Raw genomic sequence first — 25826 nt, 5'->3', positions numbered from 1 at the left:
AGCGATCTGACTTTACCCCCGGAAACGACCGTGTCTGACCATTCAGCCTCACAACTGTCGCACTTCCTGGCTGGCCTGCGTGCCAGCGCTTCGCTGGCCATCGGTTACGTGCCCATGGCGTTCTCCTTTGGCGTGGTCGCGTTGCAGGCGAACCTCGCGCCCTGGCAGGCCATGGCCATTTCGATCATCGTGTTTGCCGGTGCCGCCCAGTTCATTCTGGTCAGCCTGCTCGCGGCTGGCACCGGCGGGCTGACGGCACTGACAGCCGTTCTGCTGTTGAATGTGCGGCATGTCTTCTATGGCCCGGCCCTGGTGGCGCAGCTGGCTTGCAAACCGGGGCGATGGTCGCCGTTGCTGGCATTTGGCCTGACCGATGAAGCCTTCGCCACGGCGATGTCTGAAGCCACGCGGCGCAAACTGCCGCCGGTCTGGTGCGTGGGCGTGGGGCTGGGTGCTTATGGCTCCTGGGTTTTAGGTACCGTGCTCGGCGTTATGCTGGGCGCGGGACTGGAGGGCGATGAGGGCGTAATAGGTCAGGCGCTCAGCTTTGTGCTGCCAGCCCTGTTCATTGCCTTGCTCGGGCAGGCCTTTCAGCGTGCCCTTTGGCCGGTGATCGCCATCAGTGCCGTGTTAACCGGCTTGTCACTGCTCTGGTTGCCCGGACATGTGGCGATGATTATCGGTATGGTCGGCGGTGCGCTGATCCGCCCCTGGGTTGGGCTGAATCGGGAGGCGCAGTCTTGAATTTTATGACGCTGATTCTGCTGGCCGGAGCGGGTACCTTTCTGATGCGCTTTCTGCCACTGGTTACTGGGTCTGGCCTGTCTCAACACCCATCGCGATTGAGGCTGATGCTCAGCGCCCTGGGAGTGACCGCAATTACCGCCCTGATCGTGCTGTCGCTGGTCGGGCTCTGGCAGCCTGAACAACCCTTCGGATCAACGCTGCGTATGCTCGCGGGGAGTGTGTCGGTGCTGGCCGCGTTGCGGTTCAGTGGCCATGTGGGGCTGGCTACGCTGGTAGGTGCGGTCGTGTATGGGCTGACCGGGTGGTAGGGCGGTGTTCAGCCCTCGGGGTGGNGCGGCGTTCGATCAACCCCTGCTTTTCCAATTTATCGACCGCCGACACCATGGCCGAACGATCGGTATCAATGGCATTGGCCACGGCGGTTTGCGTCAGCCCCGGGTTATCCCGAACCACACACAAAATACCAAACAGACCCGGTGTAACGCCCTGTTCGGTGCAGGTTGCCGTGAAATTCTCGAAATAGGCAAGCTGCGCCCGGCGTAACCGGTAACCCACCAGGCTGTTGAGCAGTGTGGCATCTATTTTTTGGGTGTCCTGGGTCATCGGGGCTCCTGTTGGTATGCCAGCGTCGGGGGTAAATTCGTTCCCGCCAGGGAACAAAGCATCCATATTACCATTTCACGTTTCACAGTTCATATTGCGCACTCCACCGAGCACGCAATACTAAGTGCTGGCTGCCGGGTATCCCGATCCGGGGAAGTCCACAACATGGATGTTGTGGTCTAGGCCCCATGGATGGGTTAACGCCGACCCCGGATCGGGATACCCGGTGGCCAGCACGAGCGATTTGCACCGTAGTAGACCCAGAAAGGGCAAAACCAGCGTCCGGTGCAAGCTCTTGGCACTAGCCTCAACTGCCCGTCAGCACTAACACAATCGCCGGGAAAAAAATAACCAGTGCTACCACCACCAGGTCGGCCACCAAAAAGGTACTGACGCCCTTGAAAATATCGACCAGGCTTGCGTATTGGCTGGCTACACCTCGTATCACAAAGATGTTCATGCCTACCGGCGGCGTGATCATCCCGATCTCCAGCAGTTTTACCAGCAACACGCCAAACCAGATCAGGCTGATGTCGTATTGCTCGAAAATCGGCATCAGAATCGGCAGCGTGACCAGCATGGCGCCGAAGGGTTCCATAAAAAGTCCGAGGAACAGATAGATCAGCACCACCACCAGCATCAGTTGCAGATAGGTCGGGTCCCAGCCCGAGACCGCCTGGGAAATGAACCCTGCTAAACCACTCAGACTGAGGAAGACCGTAAACATACTGGCGCCCACCCCAATGATCAGTAACGACGCCGTGGTCGACAGAGTTTCCAGTAATGACGTCCGAATCAGCCCCCAGCTTAGCTTGCCCAATACCGCAGAAATAATGATCGCGCCAGCCGCGCCGATGGCACCGGCCTCAGTCGCCGTGAAAAAGCCACTGAACAGGCCGCCGAAGACCATCAACCCCAGCAACAACACCGGCCATATCTCGCGAATGGCCTGGGCCGGGCTGTAATCGTAAGCACCCTCAGCCTTGCGCGGCACGATGTCGGGCCGGCGCCAGCTGACCAGCAAAATAACAATGGTGTAACTGAGAGCAGTCAGCAGGCCGATGGTGATGCCACCGAGAAAAACCTGAGTAATGGATACCTGCGCAAACACGCCGTAGACGATCATCAGAATGCTGGGCGGAATCAGCGCGCCAATGGTGCCACCGGCGGCGATGGTGCCGCAGGCAAAGCTCGGCTTGTAGCCGCTGTTGACCATCTCCGGAATCGCAATACGGCCCATGGCCGCTGCGCAGGCCAGGCTCGAACCGGATACCGCTGCAAACCCCGAGCTGGCAAAAATACTGGAAATCGCCAGGCCTCCCGGTAGCCAGCGAAACACCACCTTGGCCGCATTGAACAGCCCGGCAGTCAGGCCCGCGTGGTAACTGACGAAGCCCATCAGCAAAAACATGGGCACGGCGCTCAGCGTCCACTTGGCCACAAAATCATAGGGTGTGCCGGCGAGCATGCCGATGGCCACATCCCAGTTAATCATCCAGGTCACACCGCCAAGCGAGACCGCCATTAACGCCAGTGCCACCGGCACCCGCAAGGCCAGCAACACCAACAGAGCAACCAGACCGTAAAAACCGATTTCAACCGACATGGTGAGTCCTTACTCCGGAGCGTTGGGGGATGAGTTGGCCGAGAGCGTCGTCACCAGTCGAATCAGACAGACCAGACAGGCTAGGGCGAATGATGTGGGAATAACGAAATAGGTTGGCCAGACCGGCATCGGGAAATCGAGCGACATAATATAGGCACCGCGTTCAAATTGTTCGACGGCCTTGGTCCAGGTCGCCACCATGAAAATACAATAAATGAGCAATGAAATAACCGCGACCAGCACATCCGTCCAGGCTTTGAAGCGGTCACCCAGCATATCGCTGACGGCTTCAACCGCGATCATATTGCGCTGATGTTCCACCCAGGCCAGCGGCAGTAGGGCGAGCGTGATCATGTAATAGCGGGTGACAATTTCCAGCGTGGCAGGAATGGAATACGACAAGGTGCTGCGCAATACCACATCCGCCGTAACATGGATCAGCATGGCAGCAATGCCGAGGGTGCCCAGTAACGCCAACGCCCGGGACAACTGATCGGCCAGGCGATTTAATCCGGTGATCGACATCGTGTAAGTCACTCACGTCCTGATAGAAAGTGAAAAAAAAGGCGACGACCTGAGGGTGCGCCGCCAACTGCTTAAGACAAGGTTAGAACAGGGGAACCTTATTGAACACCATAAGTGGAGAAGTCGACCTTGGCCCAAACTTCTTCATTCACTCGCTCGGCGATGGCTTCCGGGTCGTTGTCGAGTTCGTTGGCAATGGCCGTCCATTTATCGACCAGGGTGGTGAATTGTTCCAGCTTGGCTGGCACGTTGTTCAGGTTATAGCGGGATTCGGCATCGGCGATCACCTGAGCCATGTCGTCGACCACAAAGGTGGCGGTTGCATCCAGCAGCTCCTGGCTGGGTTCAACAAACTCGATGCCTTCACTGCGCGCCAGTGCTTCGGCTTCTGCAGGCATTTCATGCGCCCAGCGCTGCGTTGCCAGTGCGCTCGACAGACTGGATGACTCGGCCAGCATTTTGCGGTCCGCCTCGCTCAGGCGGGCCCAGCTGTTGCGACCGAAGGCATGAGAAATGGTGGAATGGTAAGTGCCCAGGCGAATGGTGGTGATGTGGGTGATCACATCGTCGAGCCGGAACGAAATCAAATCGGCCGACGACGCGATGGTGCCATCGAGAATGCCCTGGGAAATGGCTTCGAACGTTTCACCAACCGAGGTGTTGGAAGGCGAAGCACCCATGGCGCTGGCCCAGCGAGCATACTGCGGGTTACCTGCACGCAAGCGCAGGCCGCGCATGTCGTCGAGGTCGCTGACCGGTTCGGTGGTCAGCAACTGGTAGAGGTCGGAAGCGTGGCTGCTGGTGTACACAATGCCCAGGCTTTTCAGGTTTTCCTGGCAGTCGGCGCAATTGACGATGTAGTCGGTCATGGCGGCGCCCATCGCCTGGGAGTTGGTGCCCTGGAAAGACAGGTCACCGACCAGATTGATTTCCGGCAAGTCTGACGGGAAGTAAGCGGGCAGGAACATGCCGGCATCGGCCAGGCCACTGGTTACGGCATTGCGCATGTTGCCCAGGTTGGCCACTTCGGTGCCCAGAATGTTGCCGGTCATTCGGTTGCCGGTTTTTTCAGCCAGTTGGTCCTGGAAGCTGGTAAACAAGGGGGTGTGGCCCGGGTGAGCCGGTGGCGTGCCCGGAGCCAGGCGCAGGTTTTCGGCGTGAGTGGCCTGAGTGGCAAACGCCAGCGCCGCGGCGCTGAGGGTCAGGGTGGCAAGAAATCCGGTAGTACGCATCTTGGTAACCTCTTTTGTATCTTGTTGTATTTGTGGGTCGTGCCGGTGTTCCATCGGCGCCGTCAGGCACCGAGTAAAGTCTGTGTTGTTTATGTCATATATTGTTGTGCTTATCAACATAAATAGCGTAAATCTTGGAAGGCCTTATTCACTCTGAGTAGCAGTGTGGGCCCGAATAAACCTAGGTTAGAGCCCTTTATAGAGCGATTTGTTCCAAGGCGGTTGTTGCTTATCGCGAAATATGATTAAAAATAAATTGTTTACAAGCACAACAATTAATCGGTAGTCTTTGCCTCAATGAATTCATCGGTGGCCTCCGGGTATCAACCTTAACCAACCGGTAGCCACCAACCCGATCAGGATGGGAACCGCAATGACCGATACTGCACTGGTAACGATGGACATCAACGACGGCATTGCCCACGTTCGTCTGAATCGCCCTGCCAAACACAATGCCATTAACGATGCCCTGCTGCTTGAATTGGAAGCACTGTTCAACCCGCTGGACGACGCCATTCGCGTAGTGGTGCTCACCGGTTCTGGCGACAACTTTTGCGCCGGTCTCGACCTGGCTGAACATCAGGCCCGGGAGCCGTTTGAGGTGGTACGCCACTCCCAGATGTGGCACCGGGTATTCGGCAAGATGACCAATGCCGGCATTCCCATTGTGGCGGTGTTAAAAGGCGCCGTGATTGGCGGCGGGCTCGAACTGGCCGCGACCGCCCACGTACGCATTGCTGAAGACTCCGCCTTTTTCCGCTTGCCGGAAGGCCGCCACGGCATCTTCGTCGGCGGTGGTGCCTCGGTGCGGGTCGCCGGGGTGATCGGTGCGGGCCGGATGACGGAAATGATGCTCACCGGCCGAACCTTGAGTGCCGATGAAGGCGAACGGGTCGGTCTGGCGCACTACCGCGTGGCCGAGGGCGAGGGCGAAGCCAAAGCGCACGAACTGGCGGCCAGCATTGCGCAGAATTCGCCATTGTCGAACTGGGCTATGGTCAGTGCCATGAGCCGCATCGACAGCATGTCGATGGACGACGGCTTGTTTACCGAATCGCTGGTCGCCGGCATGACCCAGACCAGCCCCGAAGTTCAGGCCCGCATCGGCCAATTTCTGAACAGGAAGAAATGATCATGAGCAACACTTACCAGGCGTCCGAGCGCGATGCGCTCTTATCCGAGTACGATGATATCTATCTGGTCGACGGTCGGCGCACGCCCTTCGCCGATTACTGCGGCGTGATGCGTGAAATCTCACCGATCGATCTGGGCATCTACGCCGCCCGCGCCACCTTTGAACACAGCGGTATTCCGGCCAGTGATGTTGATGCCGTCATTGCCGGCAGCGTTGCCCAGGCGAGTTTCGATGCCTTTATGTTGCCGCGTCACATCGGCTTGTATTCCGGCGTCAAACAAACCGCACCATCACTGCTGGTGCACCGGCTGTGCGCCACGGGTTTCGAGGCCATTCTGACTGCGGCTGACCAGATCAAGCTCGGCAAGGCGAAACTGGTATTGTGCGCCGGTGCCGAATCGATGTCGCGGAACCCGGTGGCCTCCTATACCCAGCGGGCGGGCTTCAAACTCGGCCAGGTCGAATTCGGTGACTTTCTCTGGGAAGCGATGATCGACACCGCACCGGACATGGCCATGGGCCACACCGCAGAAGAACTGGCCAAACGCTACGACATCAGCCGCGCCGAAGTCGACGACTACGCCGCCCGCAGTTTTGCCACGGCCATCGATGCCTGGGACAGAGGCTTTTACGACGACGAAGTGGTATCCGTCAGCAGCACTGAATTCCCACTCGAAGGCTATAAAACACGGGGCTTCAAACTCTCCGACCGGGCAGCCAGTTTTGACCGCGATGGCCACGTTCGCCCCAGCCCGCTGGAAATTTTAAGCAAACTGCGCCCGGCCTTTGGCGGTGTGCAGACGGGCGGTAATTCCTCGGCCATTGTCGACGGCGCGGCGGCGGTACTGGTCGCTTCCGGTGACTACGTTCGCGCCCACGGCCTGAAACCTCTGGCCAGAATTGTTGGCGGTTCTGTGGTCGGTGTGCCACCGGAAATCATGGGCATTGGCCCAGCGCCGGCGATCAGCAGCGTGCTCGCCAGCCAGAAGATGAAGCTGGGCGATATCGGTCGCATCGAAATCAACGAAGCCTTCGGCGCCCAGTACATTGCCGTTGAACGCGAGCTCGGCCTCGATCGCGACAAAGTGAACGTGAACGGTGGCGCCATCGCCATTGGTCACCCACTGGGCGTGACGGGTGTGCGGCTTACCCACACCGTGGCCCGTCAGTTGAAAGAAACCGGCGAGCAGTTCGGTATTTCCTCGGCCTGCGCCGGCGGTGGGCAGGGCATCAGTGTGCTGCTGGAAAACGTAGGGTAGGGGGCATCATGAAATTGTCTGAACTCAACGCCCTGGTTACCGGCGCCAGTTCCGGCCTCGGCGAAGCCGTGGCGCGCCATCTGGTCGCCGCAGGTGCCCGGGTCACCCTGGCTGATGTTAACGATGAAGCCGGACGCCGACTTGCTAAAGAGCTCGGCGACAATGCCGTATTTGCCCATACCGACATCACCGATGAAGCCAACGTCAGCGCCACTCTGGCAGCGCTGCAGGAACGCTGGGGGCCGTTAAACGCCCTGATCAATTGCGCCGGTATTCCCGGTGCTGAACGGGTGCTCGGCCGCAAAGGCGTGCATCGCCTGGACACCTTCTCGCGCGCCATTCAGGTCAACCTGATCGGAACTTTTAACGTGATTCGGCTCGCGGCCGAGGCAATGCAGCACACCCCGCCGAACGACGGGCTGGAGCAGGGCGTTATCATCAATACCGCCTCGGTTGCCGCCTACGATGGCCAGATTGGCCAGGCGGCTTACTCAGCCTCCAAAGGCGGCATCGTCAGCATGACATTGCCACTGGCACGGGAGCTCTCGGCGTTTGGCATTCGGGTGATGACCATCGCCCCCGGATTGTTCAAAACGCCGATGATGTCGGTGTTGCCCGAGGAGGTGCAGCAATCACTGGGGGATTCCGTACCCTTCCCGGCCCGCCTGGGGGAACCTGACGAATTTGCCGCCCTCGCCGCCCACATTCTGGAAAACCCCATGCTCAACGGCGAAGTCATTCGCCTCGATGGCGCCCTGCGCATGGCGGCGAGGTAATGTCATGACGGCCTATCGCGTTCCGGTTGAAGACATCCGTTTCGGGCTGCAGCATCTGATCGGTCGCGAGCGGCTGAACAGCTTGCCCGCCTGTGAAGCACTCGACGACGAACTGATGAGCGCCGTCATCGACGAAGCAGCCCGCTTTGCCGAGCAAGTACTGGCACCGCTGAATGCGACCGGCGATCAGCAAGGCTGCCGGCTCGATCAGGGGAAGGTAACGACACCGGATGGCTGGGCGGACGCCTACGCACAATTCCGTGAAGCCGGCTGGACCGGTTTGTGCCTGCCGGAAGCACTCGGCGGCCAGGCGCTGCCGAAGGTGTTGGCGATGGCTGTGACCGAAGGCTGGCAGGGCGCCAACCTGGCGTTCAGCCTGATTCAACCGCTGACCGAAGGGGCGGTCGAAGCGCTGCTGGCCAGTGGTGATACCAACCTGATCGAACAGTACGGCGAACGTCTGGTCAGCGGCGACTGGACCGCGACCATGGCGCTGACCGAACCGGCGGCCGGTTCGGACCTGGGGCTGATGAAAACCCGGGCGACCCCGGATGAGCAGGGCGGCTATCGGCTAACCGGCGACAAACTCTACATTACTTACGGCGCGCACGATTTTACTGAACGCACCCTTCACCTGGTGCTGGCACGACTGCCGGATGCACCAGCCGGCAGCAAAGGCATTTCCCTGTTTGCCGTGCCGAGTCACATCGAAGATCAGAGCGGCCAGCTCCAGCCAAACGAGATAGTTTGCACCGGCATCGAACACAAACTGGGTCTGCACGGCAGCCCGACCTGTTCACTGCAATTGGGTGGCAACCAGGGCGCCTGGGGTCAGCTGGTTGGCGAACCGAACCGTGGATTGGCGGTCATGTTTGTAATGATGAACGAGGCCCGCTTAAGCGTTGGCTTGCAAGGCGTAGCCGTCGGCGAACGCGCCTACCAGGCTGCACTGGCCTGGGCGCAGGAGCGAAAACAAGGCCACCATGTCGAAACCGGCAAAGGCCCGGTCGCTCTGGTCGAGCACCCCGACATTCAACGACTGCTGCTCGGCATGCGCAGCCGACTATTTGCAGCCCGTATGCTAGGCCTGCACCTGGGCCATCAGGTCGATTGCGCCCGCGAGAAAACGCACCCCGAGTCGCAACAAGCGCAACAGGAACTCGATTTACTGACGCCCATCTTCAAAGCACACGTCACGGAAATGGCCAACCGCCTGACCGGCGATGCGATTCAAATCTTCGGCGGCATGGGCTTTATCGAAGAAACCGGCGTTGCCCAGTTCTATCGCGACCTGCGCATCAGCACCATTTATGAGGGCACTACCGGCATTCAGGCGCAGGATTTTCTGTTCAGAAAAATCCAACGCGACCATGGCGAAATATTCTACGATTGGCTGAACCGAATGAAAACCAACCTGCAGCCGCTCAGTGAACACCCGCAGTGCTCATCAGACTGGGCACTGCTGACAAGAAAAATCGATGCCCTGCGCAACACGGTTCGCGACCTGCTGGAACACCAGGCCAACAATGCCACCCAACTGCACGCAGCCTCAGTAGCACTGCTGGAAGCCACCGGCATTCTGGCTCTCGGCTGGCAACTGGCTTTGTCAGTCCTAGCCGCCGAAAACGACGGCGTAACAGCCAAAGAACGAAACAACATTCAGGCATTACTGGCGTTCTACTGCGCGCACCATTTACCAGAAATTCGAGTACACCTGGACCGGGTTCAAAATGCGGATCGGGGGCTTCTTAAGTATCAGTTCGGGTGAGCTTTTTGCCATGAGTTTATTACAGCAACCGGGTAGACCTCTGCTGGGTTCGGCCTTGTAGCCAGGAGTTCGTGCCAACTACCGGGTTGGTCTATCCGGGGTCGGCGTGAATCCGTCCATGGAGCCTAGACCGCAACATCCATGTTGCGGACTACCCCGGATAGACCAACCCGGCAGCTGTCACTTGGATTGGTGGCAATATTTCATCCGAAAGATCGAATCGTTTCTACGACAGTTTAGAAAATTTTAGGTTGGCAATTGATACAGGGTTGCAGGGGCGTTTCACGCAGTAGCGGGCAGGACGCCCGCGTGCCGTTTGGTGGCACAGGGATGTGCCTGCAAGCGGTACGGAGTGAAGCGGACCTGCAACCCGAACGACTGCCCCGAGTAAAGTTCAACGTTAACCACAGTAACCACGATGGCTCAAAAACATAAAGAGCCGGGTGACTTAAAACAAGAAGGTGAGGACATGGCAACCGATTACCGCGATATTGAGATTGGTCGGGCGACAGCCCGGTTGACGAAGCGTTCCGATGGCACTCAGTTACTGGAAACCGAAGAGCAACTGCCGGCCTATCCCGATACGCTGATCGAGCGGCTAGATCACTGGGCCAGTGTGGCGCCAGACCGGGTGTTTGTGGCTGAGCGCAATAAAGAAGGCGAGTGGGTGCCGGTCAGTTATGGTGAAACGCTGAAACGGGTCCGGTCACTGGCGCAGGCGCTGTTGGATAAGGGGCTGACATCTGAGCGGCCGCTGGCGATCTTGAGTGGCAATAGCACCGAGCATTTATTATTGGCACTGGCGGCCATGTATGTGGGTATTCCCTATGCGCCTCTATCACCGGCTTATTGTCTGGTTAGTAAGGATTTCGGCAAAGCCAAATACATTTGTGACCTGCTGACACCGGGTGCTTACCTGGTCGACAAAGCGGCTGATTATGGCGATGCGCTGAGTGCAATTGCCGCTGATGACGCTGAAGTCATTGCCATTGATTCCACGGGTTATAGCGGTGACGCGCTTGCGTTTGAAAGCTTGTTGGCGACACCTGTTACTGATGCTGTCGACAAGGCGCACGCGCTGCTTTCACCCGATACCATTGCCAAGTTCCTGTTTACGTCGGGTTCTACCGGTATGCCCAAGGGTGTGATCAACACCAACCGGATGCTGGCATCAAACCAGGAAATGCTGGCGGGTGTCATGCCGTTTCTGAAAAAAGAGCCACCGGTTTTGCTCGACTGGTTACCCTGGAATCACACCTTTGGTGGTAATCACAATGTCGGCATTGTGTTGTACAACGGTGGCACCCTGTACATTGATGATGGCAAGCCGACGCCGGCTTTGTTCGAGCGCACCATTCGTAACCTTCAGGACATTTCGCCAACGGTTTATTTCAACGTGCCCAAGGGGTTTGAACTGCTGGCCGATCGACTTGAGCAGGACGATGCCCTGCGCGATCGCTTCTTCGGTGATCTGAAGCTGATGTTTTTTGCCGGTGCCGGCCTTGCTCAGCATGTGTGGGACAAGCTGGATAACCTGGCTGTTAAATCCATTGGCGCAAAAGTTGGCATGCTGACCGGCCTGGGGGCGACCGAGACGGCGCCGTCGGCAATGTTTGCCTCGCTGGAGGAATCACAGTCGGGCGTGATCGGGTTGCCGGCACTGGGCGTGTCAGTGAAGCTGGTGCCGAACGGCGGCAAGCTGGAGTGCCGGGTTAAAGGCCCGAATGTGATGCCGGGTTACTGGCGTCAGCCGGAGGTGACCGCCAAAGTCTTTGATGACGAAGGCTTCTATTGCCTGGGCGATGCCGCCAAATTCATCGACCCGGAGAACCCGCAACGCGGCATGAAATTCGATGGCCGCATCTCGGAAGATTTCAAACTCGATACCGGTACCTGGGTCAGTGTCGGGCCGCTACGCGCCCGAATCATCGACGCCGGTGCGCCTGTGGTACAGGACGTTGTGATCGCCGGGCTTGACCGGGCCTTTGTGTCCGCGCTGGTGTTTCCCGAGCGGGAGCAGTGTCGTTTGCTGGCGGGGTTGGGTGCAGAGGCCGACATCGAAGACGTCGTGAAACATCCGGCCGTGACAGAACGATTCAAGCAATTGCTGCGTGACCTGAAAGCCAGCAGCACAGGCAGTTCAAACCGCGTTGAACGGCTGGTGCTGCTCACTGAAATGCCGCGTCTCGATGCTCATGAAATTACCGACAAAGGCTCGATCAACCAGCGCGCCGTGTTGGAAAACCGCGCTGCCGTGGTGGATGATATGTATCAGTCAACGCCATCCGACGCTGTTATCAAACTCACCGACTAAGGATCACTCCATGCTCATTAACCGACACACACAAACCATCGAATGGGGTGATTGCGACCCGGCCGGCATCGTGTTTTACCCGCGTTATTTTGCCTATTTCGATGCCTGTACCGGCAAGCTCTTTGCCAAGGCGGGCTTCCCGAAATTCGACATGTTGAAGCAGTTTAATATGGTCGGTATTCCCATGGTCGATACGCGTTCGAAATTCTACATTCCGTCGCACTTTGGCGAAGAGGTGGTGATCGAATCGACCATCACCGAATTTCGGCGCAGCAGTTTCGACGTGCATCACCGCATTCTGAAAGGCGATGCCCTGGCGGTCGAAGGGTTCGAAACCCGCGTTTGGGTTGGTAAAGACCCGGAAGACCCTGACAAGATCAAATCCCAACCCATTCCTCAGGAGGTGCTGCAAGCTTTCAACGTCTAAATGCTCAGCATTGTCGTCTCTATAAAAACAATAAGGAGATTTCTATGAACGTAAAACGCACCCTGGTCGCCAGCCTGCTTGCCGCTGGCACCGCACCCGCTTTCGCCGCAGGCCTGGCTTGCACGAATGACAGTATTGGCGTTCTGGAACGCGCCGACTTGTCGATCAGCCAAATCGAAACCGTCGCCGCTGGTGAAGACTTTGCCGTCGACCACTGCCGCATTCTGGGGGCTGCCCACGCTCGTACCGGGGCCGATGGCAAAGACTACCAGATCAGCTTTGAACTGCGCTTGCCCAACGACTGGAACCAGCGCTTTGTCCACCAGTTCAATGGTGGCAACGATGGCTCGGTCGTCCCAGCGGTGGGCGAACTGAAAGGCGGCGATGAATCCGACACCGCCCTGAACCGCGGCTATGCCGTGGTGTCCAGTGACGCCGGCCATGCCGGTGATGCCAACCCTGAAGCCGGCCTAGCCGGTGGCGCCCGTTTTGGTTTCGACCCCGAAGCCCGGCGCGATTACGGCTACACCGCCGTCAGCAAACTGCACCCGTTGGCAACCACCCTGGTAGAAACCTATTACGACGACGGCATCGATTACACCTATGGTGTTGGCGGGTCCAACGGCGGGCGTCATGCCATGGTCGCCGCCTCGCGCATGCCCGAAGCCTTCGATGGCTTGCTGGTTGGCTACCCCGGCTTCAACCTGCCCCGGGCCGCGGTGCAACACGCCTGGGATATTCAGGCTTTCAAAGCCATTAATGGCGACGTAAGAACCGCCTTCAGCCGTGAGCAATTAAAAGCCGTGGCTGACGGCATCGCCCAGGCCTGCGATTCACTGGACGGGCTCGAAGACGGCTACATCGCCGATACCGATGCTTGCCAGTCAGCCTTCGACATAGAAGCCCTGCAGTGTGATGCCGCCATAACCGGCCATTGCCTGAGCAAAGCCCAGGTAGCCGCCCTCACCGCGATTCACAACGGCCCGGTCAACTCCCAGGGTGTGCCGCTGTACAGTGACTGGCCCTGGGACATCGGCATCGGCTCCGGCGACTGGCGTTTCTGGAAACTGGAAACCCCGATTCCACCCTGGAACAACCAGCCCCTGATCGGCGTAATGGGTTCCGCCTCACTGGCGCAGCTGTTTACCACGCCGCCTACCGAAGTGGCCGGTACCCCCCAGGCGCTCGAACAGTACCTGCTTGGTTTTGACTTCGACAGCGACGCCCCTAAAATCTACGCAACCACCGACCGCTACCCCGAATCGGCGATGGACTACATGACCCCACCCGACTCGGAAAACCCAACCCTGGCCGACTTTAACGACCAGGGCGGCAAAATGCTGATTTTCCACGGCGTGAGCGACCCGGTGTTCTCCGTCAACGACACCACCAACTGGTACCGGAAACTCGACGCCAACAACAACGACGAGGCCGAAGTCTTCGCCCGGTACTACCGCGTACCCGGCATGCCACACGGCGCCGGCGGCCCTACGGTGGATGATTTCGACTTCTTCACCGCACTGGTCGACTGGGTCGAACAGGGTAAGGCGCCTGAAGCCGTGGTTGCAGGCGTAATGCCCGGTAATGACGATGCCATGGCGCAACTGGGTCAGGTAGAGCGTAAACTTTGCCCCTACCCACAAGTAGCCAGATACACAGGAGGTGATGAAGCTTCGGCTGCTAGCTTTGCGTGCGAAGAGTGATCGACTGAATAATCGTGATAATCCCCGAAACAGAGTAGGTGCTAATGTGTAACCTCGGATTCAACCGTCATGGGTTAGAAATTCGAGGTAATTCAACCACTGGCTACCCAAGGACCGCCAGGTACGCCTGCTGAAGGTCGTGAGACAGCATGGATGTTGTCTGCGAGCCCCCATGGATGGGTTTACGGCGTACCTTCAGCAGGCGTACCTGGTGGTCCGCTTGGCACCAGAGCTAAGGGTGGTGCAGTCGAAAGTTAGTCACCGAATTTCTAACCCATGGCGCCACCGTCTATTCCCTCTCCAAACATGGCGTTCTGCAGCCCCTTCCTGTAAGCTGCACCGCCGCTCAAAAACGGGCGCCGCGACCTGCCTGTTAAAAGGATGGGTCACCCATCTTTGTCTTTTAAATAGAGAACCTCCGAACTATGAGCTTTGCCTCTCTCGGCCTGTCATTGCCACTGCAAAAAGCCGTGGCCGACCAAGGCTATGATACACCGTCACCCATTCAGGCCCAGGCGATTCCCGCCGTACTGTCCGGCCGTGATGTGATGGCCGCTGCCCAGACCGGCACCGGCAAAACCGCAGGTTTTACCCTGCCCCTGTTGCAACGCCTTGCTGACGGCGAACGTGCCCGCAGCAACAGCACCCGCGCCTTGATTCTGACCCCAACCCGGGAGCTGGCTGCCCAGATTCAGGAAAGCGTCGTGACTTACGGCCGCCACCTGAACCTGAGCTCCACCGTTGTTTTCGGCGGTGTGAAGATTAACCCGCAAATGATGGCTCTGCGCAAAGGCGCCGACATTCTGGTGGCCACACCGGGTCGTCTGCTCGACCTGTTCAACCAGCGTGCGGTTAACTTCAAACAACTCGAAGTCCTGGTGCTCGACGAAGCCGACCGCATGCTCGACATGGGCTTCATTAACGACATCAAGAAAATTCTGGCCGTACTGCCCAAAGAACGCCAGAACCTCTTATTCTCGGCAACTTTCTCACCGGAAATTCGCACCCTGGCCAAAGGCCTGGTGAACGACCCGGTCGAAATCTCGGTAACGCCGCGCAACACCACGGCGGCCACGGTGACCCAGGAAGTGCATCCGGTTGATAAAAAGCGCAAGCCTGCGCTGCTGGCCAAGCTGATTCACGACGGCGGCTGGAAACAGGCGCTGGTGTTCACCCGCACCAAGCACGGCGCCAACAAGCTGACCGAATTTCTGGAGAAAAACGACATTCGGGCCGCGGCCATTCACGGCAATAAAAGCCAGGGTGCCCGGACCAAGGCACTGGCCAACTTCAAGGCCGGAAAAGTCAGCATTCTGGTTGCAACCGACATTGCCGCCCGGGGTCTGGACATTGACCAGCTGCCACAAGTGGTGAATTTCGATCTGCCGAACATCGCTGAAGATTACGTACACCGCATTGGCCGTACCGGTCGTGCTGGCGCCTCGGGCAAAGCGATTTCACTGGTTAGCGCCGATGAAGCCGATTTTCTGGCCGGTATCGAGAAGCTGACCAGTCAGCGCATCGAACGTACTGAAATTGAAGGTTTCGAGCCGGATCAGCGGGTACCGGAAGGTCGTGCCAGCAGCAAGCGCCCGGCCAGCAGTTCACGGCCAAACCGCCCGCAGTCGGCACGTAATGGCAACAGCCAGGGCCGTTCGACCGGTGATCGCAACGATCGCCGTTCAGACACCCCGGCCAACAAGCCCACCGTACGTCGCAAGCCAAGACCTGCACGCCCGCGCAATTCTGCCACGGCCTGATGTCTGTTCGGGTTACCGGTGCGAGCCACTCGCCCGGTAACCCGTTTTTTTTTGTTTTCGTGGTCCATCCGCCAACTCCTTAAAAAAACCGTAAACGTCTGCTAGTGTTAAGTCACTCGAACCTATTTCAGGTTGGTTTTTGCTCAATGCCAAACGCTGGTCTATACCTACCAGCATCGCGCATCTCGATAATGAGATCGGCTGTCTCTCCCTATCCTGACGATTTATGACTCTGCCGACTCAGTTAAAAAACTGTACTAAAGAGGCTGATAACCAAGCCGATAGTATGCGCTACAGTGGTAATTGGAATCAGAGTGCCCAACGTGTTTCACCCGGATACGTTTCCGACTGAATGCGAGGGTTTGCTGAGTTCCGTTCACGGAAACCAGTTGGCTGATACCCGGATATGGCAGGAGTGATTGCCTGTTAGCAGGCATTGGAGGAAGTAGTGAGAAATAATCAACCGGTTACCGATAAGGAAATTTCGTTTTCAACAGACGAAAAGCTGATTTCGTCCACTGATTTGAAAGGCCGAATCAAACACTGCAACGATGCCTTTGAACGCGTCAGCGGCTTTACTCGGGAAGAGCTTATCGGTCAGCCCCATAACATCATCCGTCATCCGGACATGCCGTCAGAAGCCTATGAAGTCATGTGGTCGCATCTGAAGGCCAACCAGCCCTGGATGGGTCTGGTTAAGAACCGCTGCAAAAACGGTGATTATTATTGGGTGAATGCTTATGTTACCCCGGTGACCGATAACGGCACCGTCATCGGCTATGAATCGGTTCGTCGTGTCCCCAAGCGCAGCGATGTTGAACGCGCCGAAAAGCTCTATCGCAACATCAAGAAGTCGGGTTTTAAAACCGGCCCTGCGTTGCCACCCCGGCAAACCATGGCAACTGCCGTTGTGGCCTTGGTGTCGCTGGCACTCTTTGCATCCAATCAGCTTGCTTTGGCGTACGGCGTCGTGCTGCTCTCGCTCATTGCCTTGTCTTGCTGGTGGCTGCTGTCTCGCCGTTCGCTGATGGCAGGGCTTAATAAGCTGCTGGGCAAGTCGTTTAAACACGATCTGGCGGTCAGGAGCTACACCGACGATGCCCGCGATCTGGGTCGATTGAAAGTCGCCATTATGAGCGAGCAAGCGCATCTGGATACCGTGCTGACCCGCATTCAGGATGCGTCGGTACGGGCCAGCCGCGATGCCTCCGATGCACTGAGCATGGCCACGGAAGCGCAGTCTGAGATGCGCAAGCAACAGGACGAATCCGATCAGGTGGCGGCGGCGATGAATCAGATGACCGCCACCATCAACGAAGTGTCCAATCACGTTCAGCAAACCGCCCACAAAGCCGAGGAAGCCAGCGGACTGGCCACAGAGGGCGCTTCGGTTTCCCGCAAAACCCACCAGGTGATTGAACAATTAAAAACCAAGGTGGATGGCATCAGCAAAGCGGTTGGCGATTTGTCGAAACAAACGGAAACCATCATGGGTGCGGCCCAGATCATTGAACAAATTGCAGAGCAGACTAACCTGTTGGCATTGAACGCCGCCATCGAAGCAGCACGGGCTGGCGAGTCCGGCCGGGGCTTTGCGGTGGTGGCCGATGAGGTGCGTCAACTGGCGCAACGCACCCAGGGGTCGACACAGGAAATTCATTCAATCATTGCCGAACTGAAAAACCGCGCCAAGCAGGCGATTACCGTGGCGAGTGAGGGACAGAAAGATGCCGAAGAGGGGTTGAAACAGGTCGCGATTTCATCCGATAAACTCGATGGTATTGCCGCCTCAGTCGACGGCATTGCCAGTATGTCTCAGGAAATGGCGGCAGCGGTTGAGGAGCAGGCGCAGGTGTCGGAACAAATCAATCAGCAAATTGTAACCATTTCAAACCTGGCATCGAGCAATACCGATTTATCAACGCACGCGGCTGAGCGAATCGGTCAGGTTCACAGAGTCGCCCAGGACCTGGATGAGCTGGTCAACCGGTTTAAACGATAGCCACCGACACATGAAATTTGAGTATGCATGATACGAATCGACCAGGCTAACACCTTGTTCGAGTCGATAATGGCGGCTTCACCTGACGCCGTTATTATTTCAGACACTCAGGGCAACATCATTCGTGCCAGCCAGTCCGCCGAGCGGTTGTTTCTCTACTCGCCGGGTTATTTAAACGGCACTAACGTCAGGCACCTGATGCCTCACGCGATGGCCGATCTGCACGATGGATTCCTGACCCGGTACCAGACGACGGGCCGGCCCGGCATCATTGGGCAGAGCCGAATTGTGACAGCGGTAGACTCCGAAGCACAGGAATTCCCGATCCACTTGACCGTCGCTGAAGCAGCTTTGACCGACGGAACCTGGTATCTCGCCTTTTGCCGTGACCTGAGAGCGCAGCAGAAGATCGAACAGGATTTGTACCGGCTCCAACTGGTGCAAAACGCATTGTTCGATGCCGCAGCTGATGGCATCGTGACAATTGATGAAGGCGGGTTGATTCAGGCGTTTAATGCCGCGGCCCAATCCTTGTTTGGCTGGTCTTCTGCCGAGGTGGTTGGGCGCAATGTCTCTGTGTTGATGCCGGCCGAATACGGGCACAGGCACGACCAGTACATCAGACATTATCTGGAAGGTGGCCCTGCACGGATCATCGGCGTAGGTCGTGAGGTCTCGGGTCTTAGGAAAGACGGAACCACCTTTCCGATGCATCTATCGGTTGGTGAGGCCATGGTCGAAGGAGCCCGTACGTTTATTGGCATCTGTCATGACCTCAGTGCCCGGCATAAGTTGATGGATGAGGTTCACGAAGCCCGCCAGGAAGCCGAGTACCTGGAGACACATGATGCACTCACGGGCTTCCTGACCAAAGAAGCCCTGATCAAGCAGTTCCCTGCCTGGATCAATGCCCATTCGACCTGTGCGGTCGCGGCTATTTCCTATTCCCGTTTTGGCATTGTTAATCAGCGTTACGGTTATGAAGAAGGTGACCGGATACTGACCTGGTTAGCGCGCCGTCTCGAGTCGGCACTGCCTGTGGACAGTCTTTGCGCGCGAATGAGTGGTAGCCATCTGATTGCTGTTGTACCGGGGTCAGATCATGAGGAAGTGACACGGATCGTGCGCAGTATTGTGGCGTTGATGGAGGAACCGTACGCCATGCACTCCGAAACCGTGCGCCTTTCAGGCCGGGCAGGCATCTGCCTCTGTCCGCAGGACACCGACAAAATATCCGAACTGATTCAGTGGTCCGAAGCAGCAATGATGGAGGCTGGTACCGACATCAACATCGGTTTCTACAACCCGGATAATCACGCCCGCCTGACCAGAAGCATGGACATCGAACAGGCATTGCGGTCAGCCTTGCAAAACGACCAGTTGGAGGTCTACCTGCAACCCAAGGTGGCGCTGAAAACAGGCCAGCGGGTTGGCTTTGAAGCCCTGGTTCGATGGCCTCGGTCGGACAGCAGCTTCGTTTCACCCGCCGAATTTATTCCCATCGCCGAGGCTATCGGGCTGGGTAAAGAACTTGACCGCTTCATGATCAATCAGGTCGTGCATCACCTGGCGCAGCGGAATCAGGAGGGCAAATCGGTGTTGCCAATCGCGGTCAACATCACTGCCGATCATTTCTCAGATGTATCACTGCTATCGCTGGTTAACCAGAGCCTCGACCTGTGGCAACTGTCACCGGCCAATCTGGTGCTTGAAATTACGGAAGGCAGTCTGGTCAAGCCGGGTGGCGACGTTCTCAGTCATTTGCGTCAGTTCAAAGAGCGAGGCGTCAAAATCGACATCGATGATTTTGGGACTGGCTATTCATCGCTCGGCTATCTGAAAAATCTGCCGGTGACCGGTATCAAGATCGATAAGGTATTTGTCGACGAGATACTGACCGACTCCGGCTATCAGATGATTGAGGGAATCATGTCCATTGCCCGTTCCTTGTCCCTGTCAGTGATCGCTGAAGGTATTGAGCAACCTGAGCAAGTTGAGGCTCTATTGCGATTGGGATGCAACTATGGTCAGGGCTTTTGGTTTGATCGACCGTTTCCTATGGCCGACCTAATGGGAGGATCTTCCTAAGCAGACATCACACTGCCCGACTCCTTCACCCACCATGGAAAAGTGGTTTATGTTTCTTCGATTCAAATTATTTGAATGAGAATGTCGGCATCAACCCTACCTTAAGCTATGCCATCTGCTACGTTTTACTGTCATAAGACTTTTTGTCAGACAAATAGACCGAAGGATGATGGCTATGTTCGATCGCATTACTCAACCTTTTTACAACCTGTCTACCCGAATTAAATTGTTTGGTGGTTTCGGTCTGGTTCTTTTTTTGACCGCCGGCATTGCTTTAACCGGCTATCAGAATCTCAATCTCGTGACTGAAGAGTATCAGCGTCTCAGATTGTTTGATGCTATGGGCGAACGTATCGCTAACACCCGCATCGCGGGGAAAGATTACGAGCTGACCCAGGAAGCACGGTACCGTGAAGAGGTAGAAGCCCAGCTCGCCGGGTTGCGAACCGACGCGAACTCACTGATGGAAACAGCGGTTGATCCGCGCACTGCTCCGGTGATGCAAAATGTGCTGGAAGAGCTGGACCAGTACGCAAACAACTTTACCTTGCTGGTCAGTGGTTTTGAGGCTGGCGTAAGTGAAGCACAGATGGGGGAGTATAACGACTCGCTGGTTAGCAGCGCCCTGGCCATGCAGGCGATCATCGATGACTATATCATGAGCAAAGACAGCGAAGTTGATGGAACGGTCACCCAATCCATTCAAACCATTGTGCTTGTCACTGCTCTGGCGCTGGCGCTGGGTATACTCATCGCGGTCGTCATTACCGCTATGATCAGTCAGCCGTTGTCGCGGCTGGTTGACGTAATGTCGAACCTGGCCGAGGGCGATCTCGACCAGGAACTGGTGACTCGGCGCACCGATGAAATGGGCGTGTTGATGAAGACCACCAACACCATGATTCACAGCTTGCAAGACTTGATCGGCCGGCTGGGTAACGGCATTACGCAACTGGCGTCAGCCAGCGAGCAAATGTCGTCTGTTGCTCAGGAGAGTACCCGGGTTATTACGGAACAAAAGAATGAAACCGACCAGGTTGCGACGGCCATGAATGAGATGACGGCAACAGTGCGGGAAGTTGCGCAAAATGCTGAAGAAGCGTCGAGTTCAGCGCAGGAGTGCGAACGGCTCACCCGTGAAGGCGGTGGTCTGGTGCGCAATAACATCAAACAGACTGAAGAGCTGGCCGACGAAGTGGAAGAAGCCACTCAGACGATTGTGGAACTGAAGGAAGACAGCGATAAGATTGGCACCGTGCTCGATGTCATTGCCGGTATCGCCGAGCAAACCAACCTGCTGGCCTTGAACGCAGCGATTGAAGCAGCACGTGCGGGTGACGCAGGGCGCGGCTTCGCTGTGGTGGCCGATGAAGTGCGCGGCCTGTCGAAACGCACTCAGGAATCGACCGAAAAAATCGAAGCGCTGATCACCAAGTTGCAGAAGAAAGCCCAAAGCACGGCCGAAAAAATGAAACTCAGCTCCGAGCGGGCCGATGCGACCAAAGGGCCGGCTACTCAGGCCCGGGAAGCGTTCAAGTCGATCACCGAAGCCGTTACCCAAATTCAGGACATGAACCAGCAAATTGCAGCCGCAGTAACCCAGCAGAGTGCCGTCGCGGAAGACATCAGCCGTAATATTCTCAGCATCTCAGAGTCGGCCGATCAGACAGCAACCGCCAGTGAAGAAACGCTGCAATCGAATCAGGAGCTCAGTCGCCTGAGTGTGGAGCTGCAGGAATTGGCTGGGCAGTTCAAGTTGAAGTCGGCGTGATCAGCCGTCAGTCGGTATAAACCACCTGATTTCGTCCGCCGGTTTTGGCCTCGAACAGCGCCCGGTCGGCCCGGGCGAAAACCTTGTCGAACAGAACCTGCGTTGGCTCAGGGTGCGGGCAAGGGCGCATTTGCGCCACTCCGAAGCTGGCACGAATGGCCATGTCTGAGTTCTGCCAGTGAATGTCGAGGTGCTCGAGTTTCTCGCGCATGTTTTCAGCCAGCGCACAGGCGGCGTTGCCGTCTGCCGGTAGCCATAGCGCAAACTCCTCACCCCCAAAGCGGGAAAGCGTTGCTCCTTTGGGCAACGCTGAGCTCAGCAAGTTGGCCACGGCCTTCAAAGCGGCATCCCCGGCCTGATGACCGAGGGTGTCATTGATGTGTTTGAAGTCGTCGAGATCAATAATAATCAGTGAACCGAGGTCGGGTGAGGTTAGCAGTGAACGCTCAATGCGTTGAATCAGAGCCCGGCGGTTGTGCAGGCCGGTCAGGTGGTCGTGATTAACTTCCCATTCCAGACGGTCACGTAAGATGCCATTGGTAATCAGTGTTGCAGCAATTTCCAGGGCGGCCACCATGCTGTCGGAGTAATCACGCGGAGCGTCGCAATCATCAAACCCCAGAATGCCCCACCAAGTGCCATCGACCATGATCGGGATGGTGAGCATCGACTGAATGTTCTGGAGTTCAAACTCGAGGCGTAAAAAGGCGCCCACTGAGTTGCGGTGATGCCTGAGGACGTCACCGTTCAGGCGTGATTCATAAAAGGCGCGCCGGTCATCGGTGTTGATGTTCACCCGGTGATGATCGTATCGCGGTTTGTTGATTTCAGAGTATTCGGGCGATGACGCCCACTCATAAACGAACTTGGTGGTGTAGTGGTCAGGCCCCTGATCCACCACCTCGAACATCCAGGCCCGGTTTGACGATGTTGCCCTTCCCAGCGCGGCCAGAAAACTCTCAATCCCGTGTCGCCAACCCCGATCATGGTTTAAATACCCGGCAGCGCGTGAGACGGCCAGAAACAAACCTGAAGAGTCGGGGTTGGGCTTCAAAGGCCCATTGCAGGGGGTAGACCAGTGTTCAGACATGGGAATAGACACAACACTACAGCAGACAGTGTGTTGGCTAATGTAGCACCGATCGAACCGGGCTGCAGCCGCCCGGTTATGCCCTTCTATGCGCGTTACGAGACTCGATAGCTGTCGGTTCCCGGGCAACTGCACATGAAGTTGCGGTCGCCATGTACGTTGTCGACCCGGTTGACCGCCGGCCAGAACTTGGCCGCGCGGGTGGCCGCGGTCGGGAACACCGCCTGCTCCCGGCTGTAGGGTCTGTCCCAGTCGCCGACCAGGTCTTGCTGGGTGTGAGGCGCCAGGCGCAGCGGGCTGTGGTCTTCGCTGTACTGGCCGCTCTTAACCGCTTCGATTTCCGCCCGAATGCCTTGCATGGCTTCGATGAAGCGATCCAGCTCCGCCTGGGATTCCGACTCGGTCGGCTCGATCATCAGCGTACCCGGCACCGGGAAACTCATGGTCGGGGCGTGGAAACCATAATCCATCAGACGTTTGGCGATGTCTTCCTCGGTGATACCGGTCTCGGCTTTTAACGGCCGAATATCCAGAATGCACTCGTGAGCGACACGACCGTTACGACCCCGATACAGCACCGAGTAATCGTCTTCCAAGCGCTTGGCAATGTAATTGGCGTTCAGTATGGCAATCTCTGACGACTCGCGCAGGCCATCGCGACCCAGCATGCGGTTGTACATCCAGGTGATCGGCAGAATGCCAGCCGAACCATAGGGCGCAGCGGAGACCGCGCCTGTGCCTTCCGTCGTGCAATGGCCCGGCAGATAGGGCGCCAGATGCGCTTTCACGCCAATCGGCCCCATGCCCGGGCCACCGCCGCCGTGCGGGATGGCAAACGTCTTGTGCAGGTTCAGGTGCGAGACGTCCGAGCCGATGAAGCCGGGCTGGGTCAGGCCGACCTGAGCGTTCAGGTTAGCGCCATCGAGATACACCTGGCCACCGAACTGGTGAACGATATCGCACAGCTCGCGCACGCCTTCCTCATACACCCCGTGCGTTGACGGGTAGGTGATCATGCAGGCCGAGAGACGGTCACCGGCCGCTTCCGCCTTGGCACGGAGGTCATCAAGATCGACATTGCCCTCATCGTCGCAGTTCACGATCACCACATCCATGCTCATCATCGCGGCCGACGCCGGGTTGGTGCCGTGCGCTGACGCGGGAATCAGACAGACCGTGCGCTGGCCCTCGCCATTGGCCTGCTGATAGCGACGAATCGCCAGCAAGCCCGCGTATTCACCCTGGGCACCGGAGTTCGGTTGCAGCGAAATGGCGTCATAACCGGTGATCTCCGCCAAATCCCGCTCCAGATCGGCCAATAGGCGGGCATAGCCCTGGGCCTGCTCGACCGGTGCGAAGGGGTGCAGTTTGGCAAACTCCGGCCAGGTCACCGGAATCATCTCAGCAGTGGCGTTCAGCTTCATGGTGCAGGAGCCGAGCGGGATCATGCCATGCACCAGCGAGTAATCCTTGTTTTCCAGCGAGCGAATGTAGCGCAGCATCTCGGTTTCGCTGTGGTAGCGGTTGAATACCGGGTGGGTCAGTACCGCATCGGTGCGGCGCTGGGCCGGGTTGATGCCCAGCTTGGTTTCAGCGAGCAATTGGGCGTCGAGTTCCGCAATGTTCAGACCGTGGTCGTCGCCGAGGAACACCGAGAACAAGTCGAGCAAATCGGCCTCGGTCGTGGTTTCATCCAGGCTGATGCCGATGCGGCCATCGCTGAAGTCACGCAGGTTGAGCGACTTGCTGCGGGCACGCTCATGCACGCTGGCATCGAAACCGCTGAGCGTCAGCGTATCGAAGAAAGACGTGGGCACTTCAATGCCATGCTTCTGCAGTCCCAGCGCCAGAATGCCGGTCAGACGATGCACTCGCTCAGCGATGGTCTTCAGACCCTCGGGGCCATGATAAACGGCATAAAACGCCGCCAGATTGGCCAGCAGCGCCTGAGCCGTACAGATGTTAGACGTCGCCTTTTCACGGCGAATGTGCTGTTCGCGCGTTTGCATGGCCATGCGCAGGGCGGTGTTGCCGCGGCTGTCGACCGACACCCCAATGATCCGGCCCGGCACCTGGCGTTTCAGGTCTTCACGGGCGGCAAAGAACGCCGCATGTGGGCCGCCATAGCCCATCGGCACACCAAAGCGCTGGGCTGACCCCAACACAATGTCTGCGCCCAGTTCACCCGGCGATTTCAACACCATCAGCGCCAGCAAATCGCTGGCAACGGCAACCATGGCGCCCTGGGCCTTGGCGTTCGAAATCAAGGTACCCAAATCAGCAATCCGGCCATCGGTACCGGGGTATTGGAACAGAGCGCCAAAGGGGGCGTGTTCGCTAATTTGCTCAGCTGGCGCCACCACCAGCTCGAACCCAAAGTGCTCGGCCCGGGTTGCCAATACGGCCAAGGTTTGCGGGTGCACATCATCGGCAACAAAAAAGACATTGCTCTTGCAACGACGGTTGGCGCGCTGGCACAGGGTCATCGCTTCGGCAGCGGCCGTGGCTTCATCGAGCAGGGAGGCATTGGCCAGATCCAGCCCGGTTAAATCCATTATGATTTGCTGAAAGTTAAGCAGCGACTCCAACCGGCCTTGCGAGATCTCTGGCTGGTAAGGCGTATAGGCGGTGTACCAGGCCGGGTTTTCCAGCACGTTACGCACAATCACCGCCGGCAACTGGGTGTCGTAATACCCCTGGCCAATGTAAGAGCGAAACACCTGGTTCTGACTGGCGATCCGCTTCAGTTCAGCCAGCGCCTCAACTTCACTCAAGCCCGGTTCAACGGCCAGGGGCCGTTGCAGGCGAATGGCACCCGGCACCGTTTGATCGATCAGGTCACTGACGTTGGCCAGCCCCAGAGTAGTCAGCATGGCAGCCTGTTCAGCCGCATCCGGCCCGATATGGCGCTGGGTAAAGCTGGCGCCCACCAGTTGGGCGAGGGGTTTTTGAGTGAGCGGCAACTTGGCGTTCATGGCGGAGCCTCAAAAGTTGTTTGGCAAAAGGTTTTGTTAACACGG

Annotated in this window: 19 protein-coding genes; 13 read left to right on the top strand and 6 right to left on the bottom strand. The window is 57.6% G+C overall.

Annotated features, from left to right (window positions below; all coding sequences use genetic code 11):
- Nucleotides 1-30 precede the first annotated feature (30 nt).
- Both EP166_RS15425 and EP166_RS15420 read left to right on the top strand, forming a co-directional pair.
- Nucleotides 31-744 carry an AzlC family ABC transporter permease gene (locus EP166_RS15425; RefSeq protein ID WP_220432597.1) on the top strand — a complete coding sequence of 238 codons (714 nt, stop codon included), beginning with the start codon at nt 31-33 and terminating at the stop codon, nt 742-744.
- A gap of 5 nt (nt 745-749) precedes the next feature.
- The gene (locus EP166_RS15420; RefSeq protein ID WP_246026322.1) at nt 750-1055 is read left to right on the top strand and encodes an AzlD domain-containing protein; all 306 of its coding nucleotides are present in this window, start codon (nt 750-752) and stop codon (nt 1053-1055) included.
- Here the strand turns inward: EP166_RS15420 and EP166_RS15415 are convergent.
- From EP166_RS15415 to EP166_RS15400, 4 genes are all read right to left on the bottom strand, one after another.
- Nucleotides 1012-1350 (bottom strand): MarR family winged helix-turn-helix transcriptional regulator, encoded by a 339-nt coding sequence (locus tag EP166_RS15415; protein WP_127558664.1) that lies wholly within the window; start codon nt 1348-1350, stop codon nt 1012-1014. The genes EP166_RS15420 and EP166_RS15415 overlap by 44 nt on opposite strands.
- A 307-nt stretch (nt 1351-1657) precedes the next feature.
- A complete protein-coding gene (locus tag EP166_RS15410; protein ID WP_127558662.1) occupies nt 1658-2956 on the bottom strand; it encodes a TRAP transporter large permease in 1299 nt (432 codons plus the stop codon).
- A 9-nt stretch (nt 2957-2965) separates the two neighbouring features.
- Nucleotides 2966-3493, bottom strand: coding sequence for a TRAP transporter small permease (locus EP166_RS15405; RefSeq protein WP_246026313.1), 528 nt, complete (start codon nt 3491-3493; stop codon nt 2966-2968).
- An 86-nt stretch (nt 3494-3579) separates the two neighbouring features.
- Entirely contained in the window at nt 3580-4713 is a 1134-nt protein-coding gene (locus EP166_RS15400) for a C4-dicarboxylate TRAP transporter substrate-binding protein (RefSeq protein WP_127558660.1), read from the bottom strand.
- A 373-nt stretch (nt 4714-5086) separates the two neighbouring features.
- Here EP166_RS15400 and EP166_RS15395 point away from each other — a divergent pair, with 373 nt between their 5' ends.
- The 11 genes from EP166_RS15395 to EP166_RS15345 all read left to right on the top strand — a co-directional run bounded on the left by EP166_RS15395 (nt 5087) and on the right by EP166_RS15345 (nt 21716).
- The gene (locus EP166_RS15395) at nt 5087-5845 is read left to right on the top strand and encodes a crotonase/enoyl-CoA hydratase family protein (RefSeq protein WP_127558658.1); all 759 of its coding nucleotides are present in this window, start codon (nt 5087-5089) and stop codon (nt 5843-5845) included.
- A gap of 2 nt (nt 5846-5847) precedes the next feature.
- Nucleotides 5848-7107 (top strand): thiolase family protein, encoded by a 1260-nt coding sequence (locus EP166_RS15390; RefSeq protein ID WP_127558656.1) that lies wholly within the window; start codon nt 5848-5850, stop codon nt 7105-7107.
- An 8-nt stretch (nt 7108-7115) separates the two neighbouring features.
- Nucleotides 7116-7883 (top strand): 3-hydroxyacyl-CoA dehydrogenase, encoded by a 768-nt coding sequence (locus EP166_RS15385; RefSeq protein ID WP_127558654.1) that lies wholly within the window; start codon nt 7116-7118, stop codon nt 7881-7883.
- 4 nt (nt 7884-7887) lie between these two features.
- On the top strand, nt 7888-9651 hold the full coding sequence (locus EP166_RS15380; protein ID WP_164743966.1) for an acyl-CoA dehydrogenase family protein: 1764 nt from the start codon (nt 7888-7890) through the stop codon (nt 9649-9651).
- A 469-nt stretch (nt 9652-10120) separates the two neighbouring features.
- Complete coding sequence (locus tag EP166_RS15375; RefSeq protein ID WP_127558650.1) at nt 10121-11965, top strand: feruloyl-CoA synthase; 1845 nt, start codon at nt 10121-10123, stop codon at nt 11963-11965.
- A gap of 10 nt (nt 11966-11975) precedes the next feature.
- A complete protein-coding gene (locus EP166_RS15370; protein ID WP_127558648.1) occupies nt 11976-12392 on the top strand; it encodes an acyl-CoA thioesterase in 417 nt (138 codons plus the stop codon).
- A gap of 44 nt (nt 12393-12436) precedes the next feature.
- Entirely contained in the window at nt 12437-14095 is a 1659-nt protein-coding gene (locus tag EP166_RS15365) for a tannase/feruloyl esterase family alpha/beta hydrolase (RefSeq protein ID WP_127558646.1), read from the top strand.
- 425 nt (nt 14096-14520) lie between these two features.
- A complete protein-coding gene (locus tag EP166_RS15360) occupies nt 14521-15855 on the top strand; it encodes a DEAD/DEAH box helicase (RefSeq protein ID WP_127558644.1) in 1335 nt (444 codons plus the stop codon).
- A gap of 448 nt (nt 15856-16303) precedes the next feature.
- Nucleotides 16304-17857, top strand: a complete 1554-nt coding sequence (locus EP166_RS15355; RefSeq protein ID WP_127558642.1) for a methyl-accepting chemotaxis protein — start codon at nt 16304-16306, stop codon at nt 17855-17857.
- A gap of 27 nt (nt 17858-17884) precedes the next feature.
- A complete protein-coding gene (locus EP166_RS15350) occupies nt 17885-19945 on the top strand; it encodes a putative bifunctional diguanylate cyclase/phosphodiesterase (protein WP_127558640.1) in 2061 nt (686 codons plus the stop codon).
- 175 nt (nt 19946-20120) lie between these two features.
- Complete coding sequence (locus EP166_RS15345) at nt 20121-21716, top strand: methyl-accepting chemotaxis protein (RefSeq protein WP_164743965.1); 1596 nt, start codon at nt 20121-20123, stop codon at nt 21714-21716.
- 7 nt (nt 21717-21723) lie between these two features.
- Here the strand turns inward: EP166_RS15345 and EP166_RS15340 are convergent, their stop codons facing one another.
- Nucleotides 21724-22806 (bottom strand): GGDEF domain-containing protein, encoded by a 1083-nt coding sequence (locus EP166_RS15340; protein ID WP_127558637.1) that lies wholly within the window; start codon nt 22804-22806, stop codon nt 21724-21726.
- A gap of 95 nt (nt 22807-22901) precedes the next feature.
- The gene (gcvP, locus tag EP166_RS15335; RefSeq protein WP_246026312.1) at nt 22902-25781 is read right to left on the bottom strand and encodes an aminomethyl-transferring glycine dehydrogenase; all 2880 of its coding nucleotides are present in this window, start codon (nt 25779-25781) and stop codon (nt 22902-22904) included.
- Nucleotides 25782-25826: the final 45 nt, after the last annotated feature.

The organism is Saccharospirillum alexandrii, assembly GCF_004000275.1.
GTDB lineage: Bacteria > Pseudomonadota > Gammaproteobacteria > Pseudomonadales > Natronospirillaceae > Saccharospirillum > Saccharospirillum alexandrii.
This window is presented reverse-complemented; position numbering and strand designations above follow the sequence as displayed.